The sequence below is a fragment of the Pseudomonas sp. NFACC05-1 genome (genome assembly GCF_900100135.1).
In the GTDB taxonomy this organism is placed as follows: Bacteria; Pseudomonadota; Gammaproteobacteria; order Pseudomonadales; family Pseudomonadaceae; genus Aquipseudomonas; species Aquipseudomonas fluorescens_Q.
In genome coordinates, this window is the sequence record NZ_FMTR01000007.1 from 238,326 (window position 1) to 254,578 (window position 16,253).

At 63.2% G+C, this 16,253-nt stretch carries 16 protein-coding genes; 8 read left to right on the forward strand and 8 right to left on the reverse strand.

The annotated features are described in order from the left end of the window. Nucleotides 1–12: 12 nt before the first annotated feature. From BLO97_RS14040 to BLO97_RS14050, 3 genes are all read left to right on the forward strand, one after another. Entirely contained in the window at nucleotides 13–1,197 is a 1,185-nt protein-coding gene (locus BLO97_RS14040; protein WP_092144685.1) for a pyridoxal phosphate-dependent aminotransferase, read from the forward strand. A gap of 218 nt (nucleotides 1,198–1,415) precedes the next feature. After that, nucleotides 1,416–2,117, forward strand: coding sequence for a response regulator (locus BLO97_RS14045; RefSeq protein ID WP_063320633.1), 702 nt, complete (start codon nucleotides 1,416–1,418; stop codon nucleotides 2,115–2,117). A 4-nt stretch (nucleotides 2,118–2,121) separates the two neighbouring features. Continuing rightward, complete coding sequence (locus BLO97_RS14050) at nucleotides 2,122–3,423, forward strand: ATP-binding protein (RefSeq protein WP_063320634.1); 1,302 nt, start codon at nucleotides 2,122–2,124, stop codon at nucleotides 3,421–3,423. 68 nt (nucleotides 3,424–3,491) lie between these two features. Here the strand turns inward: BLO97_RS14050 and BLO97_RS14055 are convergent, their stop codons facing one another. Both BLO97_RS14055 and pncA read right to left on the reverse strand, forming a co-directional pair. Further along, the gene (locus tag BLO97_RS14055) at nucleotides 3,492–4,133 is read right to left on the reverse strand and encodes a DUF1345 domain-containing protein (protein ID WP_063320635.1); all 642 of its coding nucleotides are present in this window, start codon (nucleotides 4,131–4,133) and stop codon (nucleotides 3,492–3,494) included. A 41-nt stretch (nucleotides 4,134–4,174) separates the two neighbouring features. Next, entirely contained in the window at nucleotides 4,175–4,828 is a 654-nt protein-coding gene (gene pncA / locus BLO97_RS14060; RefSeq protein ID WP_092346291.1) for a bifunctional nicotinamidase/pyrazinamidase, read from the reverse strand. Between the two features lie 296 nt (nucleotides 4,829–5,124). Here pncA and BLO97_RS14065 point away from each other — a divergent pair, with 296 nt between their 5' ends. Next, nucleotides 5,125–7,203 (forward strand): putative bifunctional diguanylate cyclase/phosphodiesterase, encoded by a 2,079-nt coding sequence (locus BLO97_RS14065; protein WP_063320637.1) that lies wholly within the window; start codon nucleotides 5,125–5,127, stop codon nucleotides 7,201–7,203. Between the two features lie 6 nt (nucleotides 7,204–7,209). Here BLO97_RS14065 and BLO97_RS14070 read toward each other — a convergent pair whose 3' ends face one another. Beyond that, nucleotides 7,210–8,313 carry a DNA alkylation repair protein gene (locus BLO97_RS14070; RefSeq protein WP_092346293.1) on the reverse strand — a complete coding sequence of 368 codons (1,104 nt, stop codon included), beginning with the start codon at nucleotides 8,311–8,313 and terminating at the stop codon, nucleotides 7,210–7,212. A 251-nt stretch (nucleotides 8,314–8,564) separates the two neighbouring features. Here BLO97_RS14070 and BLO97_RS14080 point away from each other — a divergent pair, with 251 nt between their 5' ends. Beyond that, complete coding sequence (locus BLO97_RS14080) at nucleotides 8,565–8,873, forward strand: RcnB family protein (protein WP_092346297.1); 309 nt, start codon at nucleotides 8,565–8,567, stop codon at nucleotides 8,871–8,873. Here BLO97_RS14080 and BLO97_RS14085 read toward each other — a convergent pair. Next, nucleotides 8,870–9,193 carry a protealysin inhibitor emfourin gene (locus tag BLO97_RS14085; RefSeq protein ID WP_092346299.1) on the reverse strand — a complete coding sequence of 108 codons (324 nt, stop codon included), beginning with the start codon at nucleotides 9,191–9,193 and terminating at the stop codon, nucleotides 8,870–8,872. The two genes, BLO97_RS14080 and BLO97_RS14085, sit on opposite strands and share 4 nt — an antisense overlap. Continuing rightward, nucleotides 9,193–10,254, reverse strand: a complete 1,062-nt coding sequence (locus tag BLO97_RS14090) for a M4 family metallopeptidase (protein ID WP_063320641.1) — start codon at nucleotides 10,252–10,254, stop codon at nucleotides 9,193–9,195. Before BLO97_RS14090 ends, BLO97_RS14085 begins: the two co-directional genes overlap by 1 nt. A gap of 318 nt (nucleotides 10,255–10,572) precedes the next feature. Here BLO97_RS14090 and BLO97_RS14095 point away from each other — a divergent pair, with 318 nt between their 5' ends. Then, nucleotides 10,573–10,914, forward strand: a complete 342-nt coding sequence (locus tag BLO97_RS14095; RefSeq protein ID WP_003202944.1) for an FKBP-type peptidyl-prolyl cis-trans isomerase — start codon at nucleotides 10,573–10,575, stop codon at nucleotides 10,912–10,914. 13 nt (nucleotides 10,915–10,927) lie between these two features. On the opposite strand, the gene BLO97_RS14100 is transcribed toward BLO97_RS14095, so the two are convergent. Continuing rightward, nucleotides 10,928–12,064 (reverse strand): cytochrome P450, encoded by a 1,137-nt coding sequence (locus BLO97_RS14100; RefSeq protein WP_092346301.1) that lies wholly within the window; start codon nucleotides 12,062–12,064, stop codon nucleotides 10,928–10,930. A gap of 82 nt (nucleotides 12,065–12,146) precedes the next feature. Here BLO97_RS14100 and BLO97_RS14105 point away from each other — a divergent pair, with 82 nt between their 5' ends. Next, nucleotides 12,147–12,902 carry an ArsR/SmtB family transcription factor gene (locus BLO97_RS14105; protein WP_092346303.1) on the forward strand — a complete coding sequence of 252 codons (756 nt, stop codon included), beginning with the start codon at nucleotides 12,147–12,149 and terminating at the stop codon, nucleotides 12,900–12,902. Between the two features lie 76 nt (nucleotides 12,903–12,978). On the opposite strand, the gene BLO97_RS14110 is transcribed toward BLO97_RS14105, so the two are convergent. Further along, the gene (locus tag BLO97_RS14110; RefSeq protein WP_092346305.1) at nucleotides 12,979–13,773 is read right to left on the reverse strand and encodes an AraC family transcriptional regulator; all 795 of its coding nucleotides are present in this window, start codon (nucleotides 13,771–13,773) and stop codon (nucleotides 12,979–12,981) included. A gap of 110 nt (nucleotides 13,774–13,883) precedes the next feature. Between BLO97_RS14110 and BLO97_RS14115 the strand changes: the two genes are divergently transcribed. Continuing rightward, entirely contained in the window at nucleotides 13,884–14,813 is a 930-nt protein-coding gene (locus BLO97_RS14115; RefSeq protein WP_092144698.1) for a DMT family transporter, read from the forward strand. Between the two features lie 176 nt (nucleotides 14,814–14,989). Here BLO97_RS14115 and BLO97_RS14120 read toward each other — a convergent pair whose 3' ends face one another. After that, nucleotides 14,990–16,009 (reverse strand): branched-chain amino acid aminotransferase, encoded by a 1,020-nt coding sequence (locus tag BLO97_RS14120; protein ID WP_092346307.1) that lies wholly within the window; start codon nucleotides 16,007–16,009, stop codon nucleotides 14,990–14,992. Between the last annotated feature and the right edge of the window lie 244 nt (nucleotides 16,010–16,253).

Below are 16,253 nucleotides of genomic sequence, written 5' to 3' on the forward strand. Positions count from 1 at the left end.
CAGGAGAGATACATGCGCTTTTCAGTCTTGACCCAACGCATCACCGGCGATGGTGCCGCCGCCTGGCAGATTCACGACCGGGCGCTGGCCATGCGCGAACAGGGCATGGATGTGTTGTTGCTGTCAGTGGGCGATCCGGATTTCGACACCCCGCGCGCCATTGTCGATGCTGCCGTGGGCAGCCTGCGGGCCGGTGAGACCCATTATTCGGACATCCGCGGCTTGCACACCTTGCGCACCAGTATTGCCCGGCGTCATCGCCTGCGTTGCGGCCAGCCTGCGGGGGCCGAACAGGTCGTCGTACTGCCGGGGGCGCAGTGCGCGGTGTATGCGGTCGCGCAATGCCTGCTCAACCCTGGCGACGAAGTCATCGTCGCCGAGCCGATGTATGTCACCTATGAAGCGGTGTTCGGTGCCTGCGGGGCGACAGTGGTGCCGGTGGCGGTCCGCCCGGAGAACGGTTTTCGGGTCGAACCTGCGGACGTTGCCCCCCTTGTGACCCCGCGTACCCGGGCGATGCTGCTCAACAGCCCGAACAACCCGTCCGGCGCCAGCCTGCCGATGCCCACCTGGCAGGCATTGGCCCGGTTGTGCATCGAACATGACCTGTGGCTGATCAGTGACGAGGTCTACAGCGACTTGCTCTATGACGGCGAGCACATCAGCCCCGCCAGCCTGCCGGGCATGGCCGAGCGCACCGCGACGATCAACAGCCTGTCCAAATCCCACGCCATGACCGGCTGGCGCATTGGCTGGGTCATCGGCCCTGAATCCCTCGCCGACCATTTGGCAAACCTGTCCTTGTGTATGTTGTTTGGCCTGCCGGATTTCGTGCAACGCGCAGCCCAGGTCGCCCTGGAGCAGGAGTTGCCGGAAGTGGCGCAGATGCACGACGAGTATCGCCAGCGCCGGGACCTGGTGTGCGCCATGCTCGACGACTGCCCAGGCCTCAAGCCGGTGCGGCCCGATGGCGGCATGTTCGTGATGGTCGATGTGCGCCGGACCGGTCTCGACGCCCAGGCATTTGCCGAACGGTTGTTGGACGACTATGGCGTGTCGGTGCTGGCCGGCGAGGCGTTCGGGCCCAGTGCGGCAGGGCATATCCGCCTCGGGCTGGTGGTCGATCAGGTGAAGCTGGCGGATGCGTGCCAGCGGATCACCTCGTGTGCGGCGGATCTGCTGCGGGCCCAGCGGTAACGTTTTGTAGTGGCTGTGTGAAATTGTGTAAGGGTTTTGCTCGTGGATGAGCGAGGGCGTATATCCTTGGCAGCTTGAGATTTTCTGCGCCTGGCAGGCCCTCATCGCGAGCAGGCTCGCTCCCACATTGAGTCTTTAGTGCAACTCAGGCCCCTGTGGGAGCGAGCCTGCTCGCGATAGCGTCATTTCCGGCGCCACAGCACTTTCTGGAAACACCCATGCCCAACATCCTCCTGGTCGAAGACGACTGCGCACTCTCCGAACTGATCGCCAGTTACCTGGAGCGCAACGGCTATCAGGTCAGCGTGCTCAGCCGTGGCGATCATGTGCGTGAGCGGGCACGCGTCGATCCGCCGGACCTGGTGATTCTCGACCTGATGCTGCCGGGGCTGGACGGTTTGCAAGTCTGCCGCCTGCTGCGGGCCGACTCGGCGACCTTGCCGATCTTGATGCTCACTGCCCGGGACGACAGCCACGACCAGGTCCTGGGCCTGGAGATGGGCGCCGATGACTACGTGACCAAGCCTTGCGAGCCCCGGGTGCTGCTGGCGCGAGTGCGTACCTTGTTGCGCCGCAGCAGCCTGACCGAGCCGCAGACGGTCAACGACCGCATCCTCATGGGCAACCTCTGCATCGACCTATCCGAGCGCACCGTAACCTGGCGCGGACAAGCGGTGGAGCTGTCCAGCGGCGAATACAACCTGCTGGTGGTGCTGGCCCGGCATTCCGGCGAAGTACTGAGCCGAGACCAGATCCTGCAGCGCCTGCGCGGCATCGAGTTCAACGGCACCGACCGTTCGGTGGACGTGGCGATTTCCAAGTTGCGGCGCAAGTTCGACGACAACGCCGACGAAGCCCGCAAGATCAAGACCGTGTGGGGCAAGGGTTATCTGTTCAGTCGTTCCGAGTGGGAATGTTGAGCCGATGTGGAAGCTGCTGATTCGCCTTTACCTGGTCACCATCGTGTCCTACAGCGCGGCGATCTACCTGATGCCCGAACTGGTGATCCGCCTGTTCCAAGACCGTTTCATGACCTACAACCTCGATTACTCCCGTGGCCTGCAAACCTTGATGGTCAAGCAGTTCCGCGCCGTGCCCAGCGAGCAGTGGCCGGCGCTGGCGGCGCAGATGGACAAGGAGTTCGAGCCGCTGCGCATCGAGCTGGCGGCGATCGATGACGGCGGCTTCAGTGCCGATGAGCAGGCGCGTCTCAAGCGCGGCGAGAACGTGGTGCGCATCGGTGACTGGGCCTGGCGCACCTTGGCGGCGGCACCGCTGGACGGGCGCACAGCGGTGAAAATGGTCGTGCCGCCGGACCCGGCCGACGTCAGCTGGTTGTACTGGAGCATCAACGTGTTGATCGGCGCGACCATGCTGGCCTGCCTGTTGCTCTGGTTGCGGCCTCACTGGCGCGACCTGGAACGCCTCAGGCGCACCGCCGAACGCTTCGGCAAAGGTCATCTGGGTGAGCGTACGCACATTGCCTCCAGTTCGAACATCGGCAGCCTGGCCCATGTGTTCGACACAATGGCGGGTGACATCGAGAACCTGCTCAACCAACAGCGGGACCTGCTCAACGCCGTGTCCCACGAACTGCGCACGCCACTGACACGGCTCGACTTCGGCCTGGCCCTGGCGCTGTCCGATGACCTGCCGCCGGCCAGTCGCGAGCGCCTGCAAGGGTTGGTCGCGCACATTCGTGAGCTGGATGAACTGGTGCTGGAACTGCTGTCCTACAGCCGTCTGCAGAACCCGCAACGCCTGCCCGAACGGGTCGAGGTGGCATTGGACGAGTTCATCGACAGCATCCTGGGCAGCGTCGACGAGGACCTGGCGGCGCCGGACGTGGTGATCGACGTGCTGCTGCACGGCGCGCTGGAGCGTTTCGTACTGGACCCACGCCTGACCGCTCGGGCCTTGCAGAACCTGTTGCGCAATGCCATGCGTTATTGCGAAAAGCGCATCCAGGTGGGCGTACTGGTCAGTGATCAAGGCTGTGAGATCTGGGTCGACGACGATGGCATTGGCATTCCCGATAGCGAACGCGAGCGCGTGTTCGAGCCGTTCTACCGTTTGGATCGCAGCCGCGACCGCGCCACCGGCGGCTTCGGCCTTGGCCTGGCCATCAGCCGCCGAGCCCTGGAAGCCCAGGGCGGCACGCTGACCGTCGAAGCCTCGCCGCTGGGCGGGGCGCGCTTCAGGCTGTGGCTGCCAACACCCGCTTGAGCCTCGGTCCGATCTCTGTGGCGAGGGAGCTTGCTCCCGCTGGACCGCGAAGCGGTCCCAATGGCCCCTTACCCAAACAACCCCGCCGCAATATTGATCGAAAACCCCAGGATCGCCGTGTTGAACACAAACCCGATCAACGATTGAGCCAGGACGATCTTGCGCAACTGCCGGGTGGCGACCCCCACGTCGGACGTCTGCACCGCGACCCCGATGGTGAAAGAGAAATACAGGAAGTCCCAATAGTTGGGCGTGGTCAGCCCTTCGGCAAACCGTAGCGCCGGCTCCTTGCCTTCCCAGGTGTAATACAACCGCGCGTAGTGCACGCTGAAGATCACCCCGATCAGCAACCATGAACCGATCACGGTCATTGCCGTGAAACCGTAATGCAGCAGCTTTCCGGCGGCGTCCAGGTCGCGGCTGCCGGCCAGTTCGAAGGTGATGGTTGCCAAGCTGGCCAATGCCGCGATGCAGACCACCAGCAGGACCAGCCCGGCATTTTCATCTTCGATTTCGGCGATGCGCCGGACGTCGGGCGCCTTGGCCCGCACGGTCAGCCAGGACATCAGCACCAGGTAGGTCCAGACGCCGACATTCCAGCCGATCAGGATTTTGCTGATGATCGAGTCCACGGGAACCAGGATACCCACCGCCAGGCCAAGGACCGTGGCGCTGGACAGACGCGGGTGGGTGCGGGCGAGGAAGGGCATGGAGACTCACTGTCCGGAAAGGAGACGCCTAGTATGAGCCGTCACGCGAAGGGGCGGCCATCTATCGCGCTGGAGTCGATCAATTGCACGCCCGCTTCCTGCATCCGTCGGATTGCCGCTTCCATCGAGCCGTCGATATCGATGCCCCGGCAGGCATCCAGTATCACCAGCGCATTGAACCCCGCCAACCGGGCATCCAGCGCCGAGAACATCACGCAGAAATCCAGGGCCAGCCCCACCAGGTACACGGTGTCGATGCCGCGTTCCTTGAGATAGCCGGTCAAGCCGGTAGGGGTCAGGTGATCCGCTTCCATGAAGGCTGAATAGCTATCGATGTCCGGGTTGCAGCCCTTGCGAATGATCAGCTTGGCATGGGGTAGGTCGAGTGCCGGGTGCAGCGCGGCGCCATTGCTGCCCTGTATGCAGTGGTCGGGCCAGAGCTTCTGCTCGCCGTAGGGCAATTGGACGATGTCGAACGGCTGCTTGCCCGGATGGCTGGACGCAAACGAGGCGTGCCCGGCCGGGTGCCAGTCCTGGGCAAGGACGACGTGCCTGAATGAATGCCCCAACTGGTTGATCAGCGGCACGATCTCATCGCCACCCGGCACGGCCAGTTGGCCGCCGGGGATGAAGTCGTTCTGTACATCGATGACTACCAGCGCAGTGGTCAAAGCCCGGTTGGCGGCAACGCCCATGAATGAATCCTCCTTGGAGTGGTTCTTCGATAGTAGCTGAACGGCTTGGGCCTGGTGCGTAGACTGACGCACCGCCATCGCGAGCAGCCTCGCTCCCACGACGAATCTGCGGTGAACGCAGGATTGATGGTTTACAAAAATAGTCCTTCTGCGAGGGGTGGTGTCTTTCGTCGAAAATATTCCAGCGTTGATGGCTTTTTGATATTTGGTTCGTGCGTCCCTGTCACGATTAAGTACAATCGCCGGCCTTCAACCGGGCATGGAAGCAGTCCGGTCTCCAGTTACGAGAAAAAAACATGCTCATCGGCAGTTATTCCCCCGCCCTTGTTTCGATTTCCTTGTTTGTTGCTGTGCTGGCTTCCTATACCGCCCTGGACCTGGCCGGGCGGATCGCGACCGCCCAGGGGCGCGCCGCGCATTTGTGGATGGCCGGGGGCGCGCTGGCGATGGGGGTGGGGATCTGGTCCATGCACTTCATCGGCATGCTCGCGTTCAGCTTGCCGGTGGAGCTTGGCTACGACGTATCCATCACCGCGCTGTCGCTGCTGGTCGCGATTCTTTCCAGCGGTTTTGCCTTATGGCTGGTCAGCCAGCCGCGATTGCCGGCGTGGCAACTGGCGTTCGGCGCGCTGATCATGGGCGCCGGGATCAGCACTATGCACTACACCGGCATGGCCGCTCTGCGAATGCAGCCAGGCATCGACTATGATCCGACACTGTTCGGGGCTTCGTTGGTGATTGCTGTCGGCGCTTCGGCGGCGGCGTTGTGGATTGCCTTTCGCCTGCGCCAGAACACGCCCCACGTGCGTCTGGCTCGTGCAGGTGCTGCGGTGGTCATGGGTGTGGCCATCGTCGGCATGCACTACACCGGCATGGCCGGGGCGCGGTTCAGCGACGGCAGCTTTTGTGGCTCCCTGGACGGCTTGAGCGGCAAGGGCCTGGACAATCTGGTGTTGATCACCACCCTGGCGGTGCTGGCCATCGCCTTGTTGACGTCGATTCTCGATGCGCGCCTGGAAGCCCGTACTGCGGAGTTGGCCCAATCGCTGACCCTGGCCAACCGGGAACTGACCCAGTTGGCCCTGCACGACCCCCTCACCGGACTGCCCAACCGGGTATTGCTGGCTGATCGTATCGACCAGGCCATGCACCGGGTGCAAGAGCAGGGTGGCTGCTTCGCCCTGATGTTCATCGACCTGGATGGTTTCAAGCCGGTCAACGACGCCTTCGGTCACCACATGGGCGATTTGTTGCTGCGGGACGTGGCCCTGCGCCTGCGTGAGGACCTGCGCAGCCAGGACACCCTGGCGCGGATCGGCGGTGATGAGTTCGTGCTGCTGGTGCAACTGGCTGAACCCGACGACGCCTTGCGATTGGCGGCACGTCAGGTCGGCCTGATCGCACGCACGTTCCGGGTGGCTGAGCATGACTTGCAGATCTCCGCCAGCGTCGGTATCGCCCTTTACCCTGGCAACGGCCAGAGCGCCGACGAACTGTTGATGAACGCCGACGCGGCGATGTACCACGCCAAGGGCGCCGGCAAGAACGGCTACAGCTTTTTCGACGCGTCGATGAACAGCAACGCCCGCAAGCAATTGCAGTTGCTGCAAGACTTGCGCATCGCCGTCGAACAGCGGCAATTCAGCCTGTACTACCAGCCCAAGTTCGATGCCGCCAACGGCCAGCCAGTCGGCGCCGAGGCCTTGTTGCGCTGGAGCCATCCGACCCAGGGCCTGTTGATGCCCGACACCTTCATCGACCTGGCGGAAAAGACCGGGTTGATCATCCCCATCGGCGAATGGGTGTTGAACGAAGCCTGTCGGCAGATGCGTGAATGGTACGTGCTCGGTTATACCGATTGGCGCATTGCGGTGAACCTGTCGGCGTTGCAGTTCTGCCATACCGGTTTGGTGCAGAGCGTGGCCAAGGCCCTGGAAACGCATCAGCTGCCGGCCAACAGCCTGACCTTGGAAATCACCGAAACCACCGCGATGAGCGATGCGGACGCGAGCATGACGGTGCTGCAACAGCTCTCGGACATGGGCGTGGACCTGTCCATCGACGACTTCGGCACCGGCTATTCGAGCCTGATGTACCTCAAGCGCCTGCCGGCCAACGAGCTGAAGATCGATCGCGGCTTCGTGCGTGACCTGGAGCACGACAGCGATGACGCGGCGATCGTCTCGGCCATCGTCGCCCTCGGCCAGGCCCTGGGCCTGCGGATCGTCGCCGAAGGTGTGGAGACCGATGTGCAACAAGACTTCCTGACCCAGTTGGGCTGCGATTCGCTGCAGGGCTATCTGCTGGGGCATCCACTGCCGGCTGAGCGGTTCATCCACGACATTCGCCAGGCACAACGGGTGGCGGTGGGCTGAGCCACTTCAAGGCACGATGTCGAACGCCGTGCTGCCAAGTCGCTCGCCGTTGACCAGCAGGTGCACGGCATGCCGCCCCGCGTAGTGTTTGCGCGTGGTCAACTCGCGAATGTGCTGGGAGCGGCTGAGGTTGACGCAACCCTGGGCGGGCAGGTCGAAGGTCTTGAGCTTGAAGACTTTGGCCGAGGTGCCGCCCGAGGCTTTCACGTAGTCGACGGCATAGTCGATCACCAGGCGTTGGCTCTGCCCGAGGGTTGATTGCACCGTGAAGGACAGCGTGACCTGTTCCCCCAGGCGAATCACCGCAGGCGTCACCTGCAAATCCAGCACTTGGACCTGTGCCTTGCCGCCGACCCCGATGACGCCCAACGCCCTGGGGTTGCCTTGTTTGATCAGGCTGCGCAGCGCGTGCCGGGCGATCCATGCCGTGTGGCGGTCTTGCAGCGGCCAACCTTCGATCTGGTCCAGCACCCAGTCGGGATGCTGCTTGGTGACGTCGTTGAGGTGGTTGGCCACGGATTTGCGCACATAAAGGCTATCGTCGGCCTTGAGCGTGTCGAGGATCGCGGCGGCGAGGTCAGGGTTGGCCTGGATCGGCTCCAGGTGAAACGACCACGGCAAGCGTGGCCGGCTGCCTTCGCTGGCCAGGCGGCGTACGTGCTCGTTGGCGTCCAGCGCCCAGTCGTGCATGACCTTGAGGGTGCGTTCCAGGTCATCGCGCAGGAAGTGCCGCACGGCGAACTCCGACGAGCCGAACCGGGTGAAATACTTGAGCGCGTCCAGCGACACGTCGAAGCGATGCCGGCCATAAGACGCCACGTAGTGTGGCAGGAACATACTGACGAACATGCTGTTCAGACGCGGGGCCAGGGCGCGCAATATCTCCAGCGAAGCTTCATAACCGAGGGGCAGTACCGCATGCAGGCACTCACTGACCCGGGCCATGCGCTGCATCACCGATAACTCGGCCAGCCCATCGTTAGCCATGTGCAAGAACGCCTTGGCGTCGAATGCCGGATACACCGCGCGCATTTCGCTGGCGATGTGTTCCAGGCGGGCGCTGTTGAAGATTTCCTTGAGGGCAGGGGAGGCAGTGGTCGAAGTCGTCATGGCAGGGTCCGTCGTGCAGGGCTTGTCACTATATCCCGTGGCGAGGGAGCTTGCTCCCGCTCGGCTGCGCAGCAGTCGTACCCCCCGTGAATGCCGCATCACTGAATGACCGCGTCGCCTGGATTGGGGCTGCTGCGCAGCCCAGCGGGAGCAAGCTCCCTCGCCACGGGGTACAGTTTCCAGGAATTAAGGAATGATTCGCCGCCCGCGAAGTCCCAGATTCAGTCCCTCGAATAACTGGAGTTTTTTCTATGCGCAAACCATCCCTGATCGCCAGCCTGGTCCTGATCACCGGCCTTGGGGCCCTTGGGCCTGTTGCGCAAGCGGTCGAGAAAACCGGCGACGCCCTGGAGCATTCGCCGAGCAATGGCCGCAGGCTGGTGGAGAACGACCGGGTCCCGGCGGACTACCAGCGCGCGGACAGGGCCATGAAAGACTGGAAGCAGAAGGAACTCGAGCAACCGACAAACGAGCAGCAATGGGTGCAGATCGACGACAAGTACTTGCTGATCGAAACCGTATCCGGCGCCATCGTCAAGATCGTGCCGGCCACACGCTAGAGCACTTCGCCCTTGTCCCACAGGTGAACCAGCTCGCCGGGTGCCTGGTCCTCAGGCACCTGCAGTACCATCTCGTCATCCTGGTCGTTGGCGCGATAGTGCACCTCGATCTGGAAAAAACGCTGGTCGCCGCGCCCAGGCGTGGAGGACGTCAATGGCAGGCAACCCTCCAGGACCGAACAGATGCGCGTGCGCTGGTCGAGGTCGCACTGGGCGAATTCGATTTCCCGTGGCCGGGTCAGCGCATGGATGGCGGCCACGCCACCCTGGCGCGACAGCCGTACCACGGCTTTGTCGTCGAGGTCTGGAAGGGTTTTCATCAGCTCTCCTGTGTCAGGTCGACGCCGACCTGGGCCCAGCCGTTCTGCACCGCTTGCACTTCCCGCGTGCCGAAGCGCTGGCGGGCGTGCTCGACGGTCAGGCGGGCGAAGGCGCTGAAGGACGCGTCATTGGCCAATCTTCGGTCGCACAAGGTTTCATACCAGATCCGGCCGGCCTTTTCCCAGGCAAATCCGCCCAGCGTGGTCGCCACCAGATAAAAGGCCCGGTTGGGAATGCCCGAGTTGATGTGCACGCCGCCGTTGTCTTCACGGGTAATCACGAATTCGCGCATGTGTGCCGGTTGCGGGTCCTTGCCCAGCAACGGGTCATCGTAGGCGCTGCCGGGGTTGGACATGCTGCGCAGGCCGTCGCCGTTGATCTTGTCGGTGAGCAGGTCGGCGCCGATCAGCCAGTCGGCCTGGTCGGCGGTCTGTTCAAGTACGAACTGCTTGACCAGCACACCGAACACATCGGAGATGGATTCGTTCAGGGCGCCGGACTGGTTGGCGTAGATCAACCCGGCCTCGCTTTCGGTGACGCCATGGGCCAGCTCGTGGGCCACCACGTCCAGGGAACGGGTGAAGCGCTGGAAGATTTCACCATCGCCGTCGCCGAACACCATCTGCGCGCCGTTCCAGAAGGCGTTTTCATAGCCCTGGCCATAATGCACGCTGCCCACCAGGGCGAAGCCTTTGTTGTCGATGGAGTCGCGCCCCAGCACGTTCCAGAAAAAATCATAAGTGGCGCCGAGGGCGTCGTAGGCTTCGTCCACGGCCGGGTCGCCACTGGCCCGCTGGCCTTCCAGGCGGACCGGCTGGCCGGGCAGTTCCATGCTGTTCTGGGCGTCATGCACGCTGCGTTGCGGCTGTCCGGCCTTGCCGGGCTTGGGCAGCTTCGCGGCGGCGGGAAGGTTGCCGGGCGGGCCGGGGTTGTGCCGTAGGCTGCGCACGTGGGTCAAGGTGCCGAGAGCGCTGGAGCGTTGCTGTTCGGAGCCGTGGGCGATGATGCGATTGAGGATGTATGGCGGAATGAAACCGTGGAGCGGACGAGAGTCGAACATCAGAAAATCCTTATCTGAAATGCAGGGTCGATACCCATGTGAACCGAAGAGGCCGCTGCGGTTCCCTATTGCACGAATAGCCTGATAAAACATAACTCCATACGAATCTATGGGACTGTTGGGTCCGGGGACATGGGACCTGTGGCGAGGGGATTTATCCCCGCTGGAGTGCGAAGCGCTCCCGGACGCTACGGACATATAGAAATTCCTGGGGGGTCGCTCCGCAACCCAGCGGGGATAAATCCCCTCGCCACAAGGGATTGCCAGATGCCTGGAATTCTGCGAAAACCCGGCGCTTGAATGACACGGACAGATCCCATGAATGAAGAACTGCAAATCATCGACCTGGAACAGGGCGATGGCAAAAGCGTAGTCAAAGGTGCGCTGATCACCACCCAATACCGCGGCACCCTCGAAGATGGCACCGAATTCGATTCGTCTTACAGTCGCGGCAAGCCCTTCCAATGCGTGATCGGCACCGGTCGCGTCATCAAGGGCTGGGATCTGGGCCTGATGGGCATGCAAGTCGGTGGCAAGCGCAAGTTGTGGGTGCCGGCGCACCTGGCCTACGGTGAGCGGTCCATGGGTGCCCACATCAAGCCCAACGCCAATCTGATCTTTGAAATCGAGTTGCTGGAAGTCCTGACCCGCGACGACTGATGGGCTGGGCGGGTCATGGCCTGTCGGTACGTGATCGTTCGCTGAACAGCGGGATGCGGCCGTTGACGGAGGGGCGATAGCGCCAGGCCAGCTGATCCAGTGGCGGTTGCTGCTCGATAATCGCCGCCAGTGTGGCGCGGGCGATGTCCATCGCCAGGGTTTGGCCTGGGCATTCATGGCGCCCGCTGCCGAAGCTGAAACTGCGGCGGTTCGGGCGGTCGAGCAGCAGGGTGTCTGGTCGGGGGTTGAGTTGCGGGTCGCGGTTGGCTGAGGCCAGCAGCACCAAGACCACCTCCCCAGGGTTCAGCGCAGTGCCGAGGATTTCGCAGGGCGCGGCGACGAAGCGGCGAGTGTTTTGCACCGGCGGGTCGAAACGTTGGACTTCGGCCAGCAATGAGTCGACCTGTGTGGGGGCCTCCCGCAGCGTCCGGCGCAACGCTGGATCGCCGATCAGTGCCAGCAACGCGTTGCCAATCAGGCCTGCGGTGGCTTCATAGGTTTGCGAGAACAGCCCGATCAGGTTGGCGATTTTACTGTCCGGATCAGCGCCTTCGAAGCCTTGGTCAATGCCCCGCAACACAGCGTTGTCCTGCGCCTCTATCCGCGCCTGGAATAAACTGGCCAGTTGCTCGCTGGCCTGGTGCGCCGCGTCCAGCTGCTGTGCTTGGCTCAACGGCGACAGGCCGGCGACGAAGTCTGCGGTCAATTCGCTGACCCGGTGACAGTCCGTCGGGCTGAAGCCCAGCAACGCCGCGACCACGCTGGCCGGCCCGATGAACTGGGCCTGGTGCAGGCCTTCGGCGCCCCCTTGGAGAACGCGGGCCCTGACCAGTGCCTCGACCTGCCGGGGGGCGATGTCCTGCAACCGCGGCGCAATCGCTGCCCTCGGGCAACGTTGCTGTTCTCCTTCGTTCATGCGCATCAGATGCCCGAACACCCGCCCGGCCGGCCCCTCGGCGATGGCCTTTGGCACCGGCTCGTGGGCCGGACGCACATGGCAATCGGGATGGTGCAGCACCGCGCACACGGCCTCGGCGCTGCTGGCGACCCACTGATTCAGTTCGGGGTCGAAGGCCAGCCCGCCGGCAGCGCGCAGGGCGGCATAAAAAGGATAGGGGTCGGAATGTGTCGCGGCGGTGATCGGGTCCATGAAGCGCGGCCTTGTTCGTGATGGAGAAAGTGTTGCTACTATCTCCAGTCGATGCATGGCTTGATTCGTCGGGGAGCGAAATATGAACGCAGAGCACCATGACCTGGGCGTGTCCCAAGTGGCGGCGGCCATTGCCGAACCGGCGCGCACCCGGATGCTGTGCGCGTTGATGGATGGCCATGCCCGCACCAGCACCGAATTGGCGAGCATTGCCGAGGTCAGCGCCTCGACCGCCAGCGCCCATCTGGCGAAACTCAAGCAAATGGCCTTGGTGCGCTTGCATGTCCAGGGCCGTCATCGTTATTACAGCCTGGCCGACCCGCGCGTCGCCCAGGCACTGGAGGCACTGATGGTGATCGGTCAAAGCGCCGCACCGACTTTCACCCCGCGCACACCGGATCGCCTGCAATTTGCCCGCACCTGTTACGACCACATGGCCGGCACTCTGGCGGTGCGCCTGCATGACCGGATGATTGAGGCTGGATGGCTGATAGAGGTGGAAGGCGATGGCTATCGGCTGAGTGATTCCGGCGAGGCGGTGCTCGCGGGCTTGGGCATCGATGTCCTGCACCTTGCCACGCAACGCCGTCGATTCGCCTGCCCCTGCCTGGATTGGAGCATGCGCCGCCCCCACCTGGGCGGTGCCTTGGGCGCGGCGTTGCTGCAAGTGGCGATCAAGCGCAAATGGGTGATCCAGGACCTGGACAGCCGGGCGCTGGGAGTGACGGCCAGTGGTCGCCGGGAGATGGCGGGGCGGTTTGGGGTCAGTGCCGAAATCGATGTCAAGCCCGCCTCCGTCATCGCGAGCAAGCTCGCTCCCACAGTGGGCCTGCGCTGAACACAAGACCCATGGACACCCAAGATCCCCGGTGGCAGCGAGCTTGCTCGCGATAGCCGTTTCAGCACCACCCACATCATCCAGCCATATGCCGGCGCCGATACTCCTCCGGCGTGGTGCCCATCATTTTGCGGAACATGCTGATGAACGCCGAGGCGCTGCTGTAGCCCAGGTCCAGGCCGATGGTTTCCACGCTCTGGCCACGTTCGAGCAGGGCCAGGGCCTCGATGACCTTGAGACGTTGGCGCCATTCCACCAGTGACATGCCCAGGTCCCGCTGGGCCCGGCGCATCAGCGTGCGCTCGGTGGTGTTGGCGGCGCGGGCCAGTTGCGGCAAGGAGCGCGGGTCGCCGGGGTTCGCTTCCAAGGCCCGCAGCACGGGGCCCAGCAGTGGATCGTCCGAGGAGGGCAGGTAGCTGCCGACATGGGGGGCCTGCGCCAGCTTGTCCACCAACACCTGCAGCAAGCGCTGCTGCTCGGGCGTCTGCGGTTGGCTCGGTGGATCGCTGCGCAGCTCTTCCAGCAGGGCACGGATCAGCGGGCTCAAGGTCAGCGCGCAGGGTACGGCCGGCAACGCGTCGCACAGTTCGGCGGCTAGGTACAACGAACAATGGCAGGCCTCATGCCGATTGAAGCCAACGTGTTCCATGTCCGGTGGCAACCAGATGCCGTACTGCGGTGGCGCCAGGTAATGGTGTTGGGCGATCTCGATTTCCATCACGCCACTGTAGGAGTAGACGAACTCACCCCAGGCATGTCGGTGCCGGGGGTAAGTGGCATGGGCCGGCATGCAGGCGCTGCGAAAGAAAATCGGCGAGGGCAGGACCGCTTCGAACGGAGGAATCTTCAGATGTTGGGCTGGAGGCTGCATATCGACCGCAATGGCGGATTACCGGGATGGCTTGTCGGGTAATCACTATATCCAGCAAAGGTGTCAGGTAGACAATCCTTTCCATCTCTTTCTGTCCAAGGACCGTTCCCATGACCACCCGCCGCGCCCTGGATGGCCAGGTCTGCGCCCTGATGACCGGCCTCTGTGCCATTTGGGGTTTCCAGCAAGTCGCGATCAAGGCCGGCGCCGCCGACATGGCGCCGATGCTGCAGTTGGGCGTGCGCTCGGCCATCGCTGCGGTACTGGTCTGGTTGTTGGTGCTGGTGCGCGGTGAACGCCTGTCCCTGGCCGATGGCAGTTGGCGTCCGGGCATGCTGGTGGGATTGTTGTTTGCCCTGGAGTTCGTGATGGTGGGCGAAGGCCTGCGGCATACGACGGCTTCGCACATGGTGATTTTCCTCTACACCGCACCGATGTTCGCCGCCCTCGGCTTGCACTGGAAACTGCCTAGCGAACGCCTCAAGCCGGCGCAATGGCTGGGCATCGCCGTTGCCTTCGGCGGGATCGTGGTGGCTTTCAGCGGGGGCTCGGGCGCGGCGAACGGCAGTTCGTTGCTCGGTGACGGCATGGGCTTGCTGGCCGGTGCGCTGTGGGGCGCAACCACGGTGACGGTACGCTGTTCGCGGTTGACGAATCTGCCGGCCAGCCAGACGCTGCTTTACCAACTGGTTGGCGCCGGGATGCTGCTGATCGGAATGTCGGTAGCCCTGGGGCAAACGACGATCAACCCCACGCCACAACTCATTGCCAGCATGGCGTTCCAGGTGTTGCTGGTATCCTTCGCCAGCTTCCTGATCTGGTTCTCCCTGCTGCGCCACTACCTCGCTTCGCAACTGGGTGTGCTGTCGTTCATGACGCCGCTGTTTGGCATCGGTTTTGGCGTCTGGTTGCTGGATGAGCCGCTGGAGCCGAACTTTATCGTTGGCGCGGTTCTGGTGCTGGGCGGGATCTTGCTGGTCAGCGGTTATGGATGGTTTCGCCAGCGTTGGGGGCGATGGCCGGTCTTGCGTCGAGAGTAGTGGGGGCAGATCCATGTGGCGAGGGAGCTTGCTCCCGCTGGGCTGCGCAGCAGCCCCAAACCAGGCAACCCGGCCATTCAGACAGATCGCGTTTACCGGGTTGCGACTGCTGCGCAGCCGAGCGGGAGCAAGCTCCCTCGCCACAAAAGCTCCCGAGTGCTACAGGTGGACTCGGATCAAACCTTGACGATCCAACCCGCTGGCGCTTCCACGTCACCGGTCTGCACGCCGGTCAGCTCTTTGTAGAGCTTCTGGGTGATCGGGCCGACTTCGGTTTCGCTGTGGAACACGTGCAGCTTGTCCTTGTAGCTGATGCCGCCAATCGGGGTGATCACCGCAGCGGTACCGCAGGCGCCGGCTTCCTTGAAGTCCGACAGCTTGTCGATGAACACGTCGCCTTCGATCACTTCCAGGCCCAGGCGCGATTTGGCCAGTTCGATCAGCGACAGGCGAGTGATGCCCGGCAGGACCGAAGGGGATTTCGGGGTGACGAATTTGTTGTCGTGGGTGATGCCGAAGAAGTTGGCCGAGCCGACTTCCTCGATTTTCGAGTGGGTCATTGGGTCCAGGTAGATGCAGTCGGCGAAACTGGCCTTTTTGGCTTGGGAACCGGGCATCAGGCTGGCGGCGTAGTTGCCACCGACCTTGGCCGCGCCGGTGCCTTGTGGGGCGGCGCGGTCGAAGCTGGAGATCAGGAAGTTGTGCGGGGTCAGGCCGCCCTTGAAGTAGGCGCCGACCGGGATGCAGAAAATCGAGAAGATGAACTCGGGTGCGGTGCGCACGCCGATGTTGTCCCCCACGCCGATCACGAACGGGCGCAGGTACAGCGCGCCGCCGGTGCCGTAAGGCGGGATGAAGCGCTCGTTGGCGCGGACCACTTGCTTGCAGGCCTCGACGAACTGCTCGGTGTCGACCTGCGGCATCAGCAGGCGGGCGCAACTGCGCTGCATGCGGGCGGCGTTCTGGTCCGGGCGGAACAGGTTGATGGAGCCGTCCTTGCAGCGATAGGCCTTCAGGCCTTCGAAGCACTGCTGGCCGTAGTGCAGGGCGGTGGAGCCCTCGCTGATGTGCAGCACGTTGTCTTCGGTCAGGGTGCCCGCGTCCCAGGCACCATCGCGCCAGTGCGACAGGTAGCGCTTGTCGGTCTTGATGTAGTCAAAGCCCAGTTTGTCCCAATTGATGCTCTCGTTACCCATGACACCCTCTATTTCTTGACAACCGTCGAAACGGTTCAAGGCTTCTGACGTTTTTTGGATGGGGACAACAATACTTCATTCCGGGGCTGTTTCGCAGCCTGTAACACTGATCCTGTGGATGAAAAACCGCTGGTTGGTGCTCCGCAAACCTGTGGCGAGGGGATTTATCCCCGTTGGGCTGCGAAGCAGCCCCCTTGGCTCTGAGTCCTCGATGTATCTGACGCCCCGCGATGCCAGGTTTTGG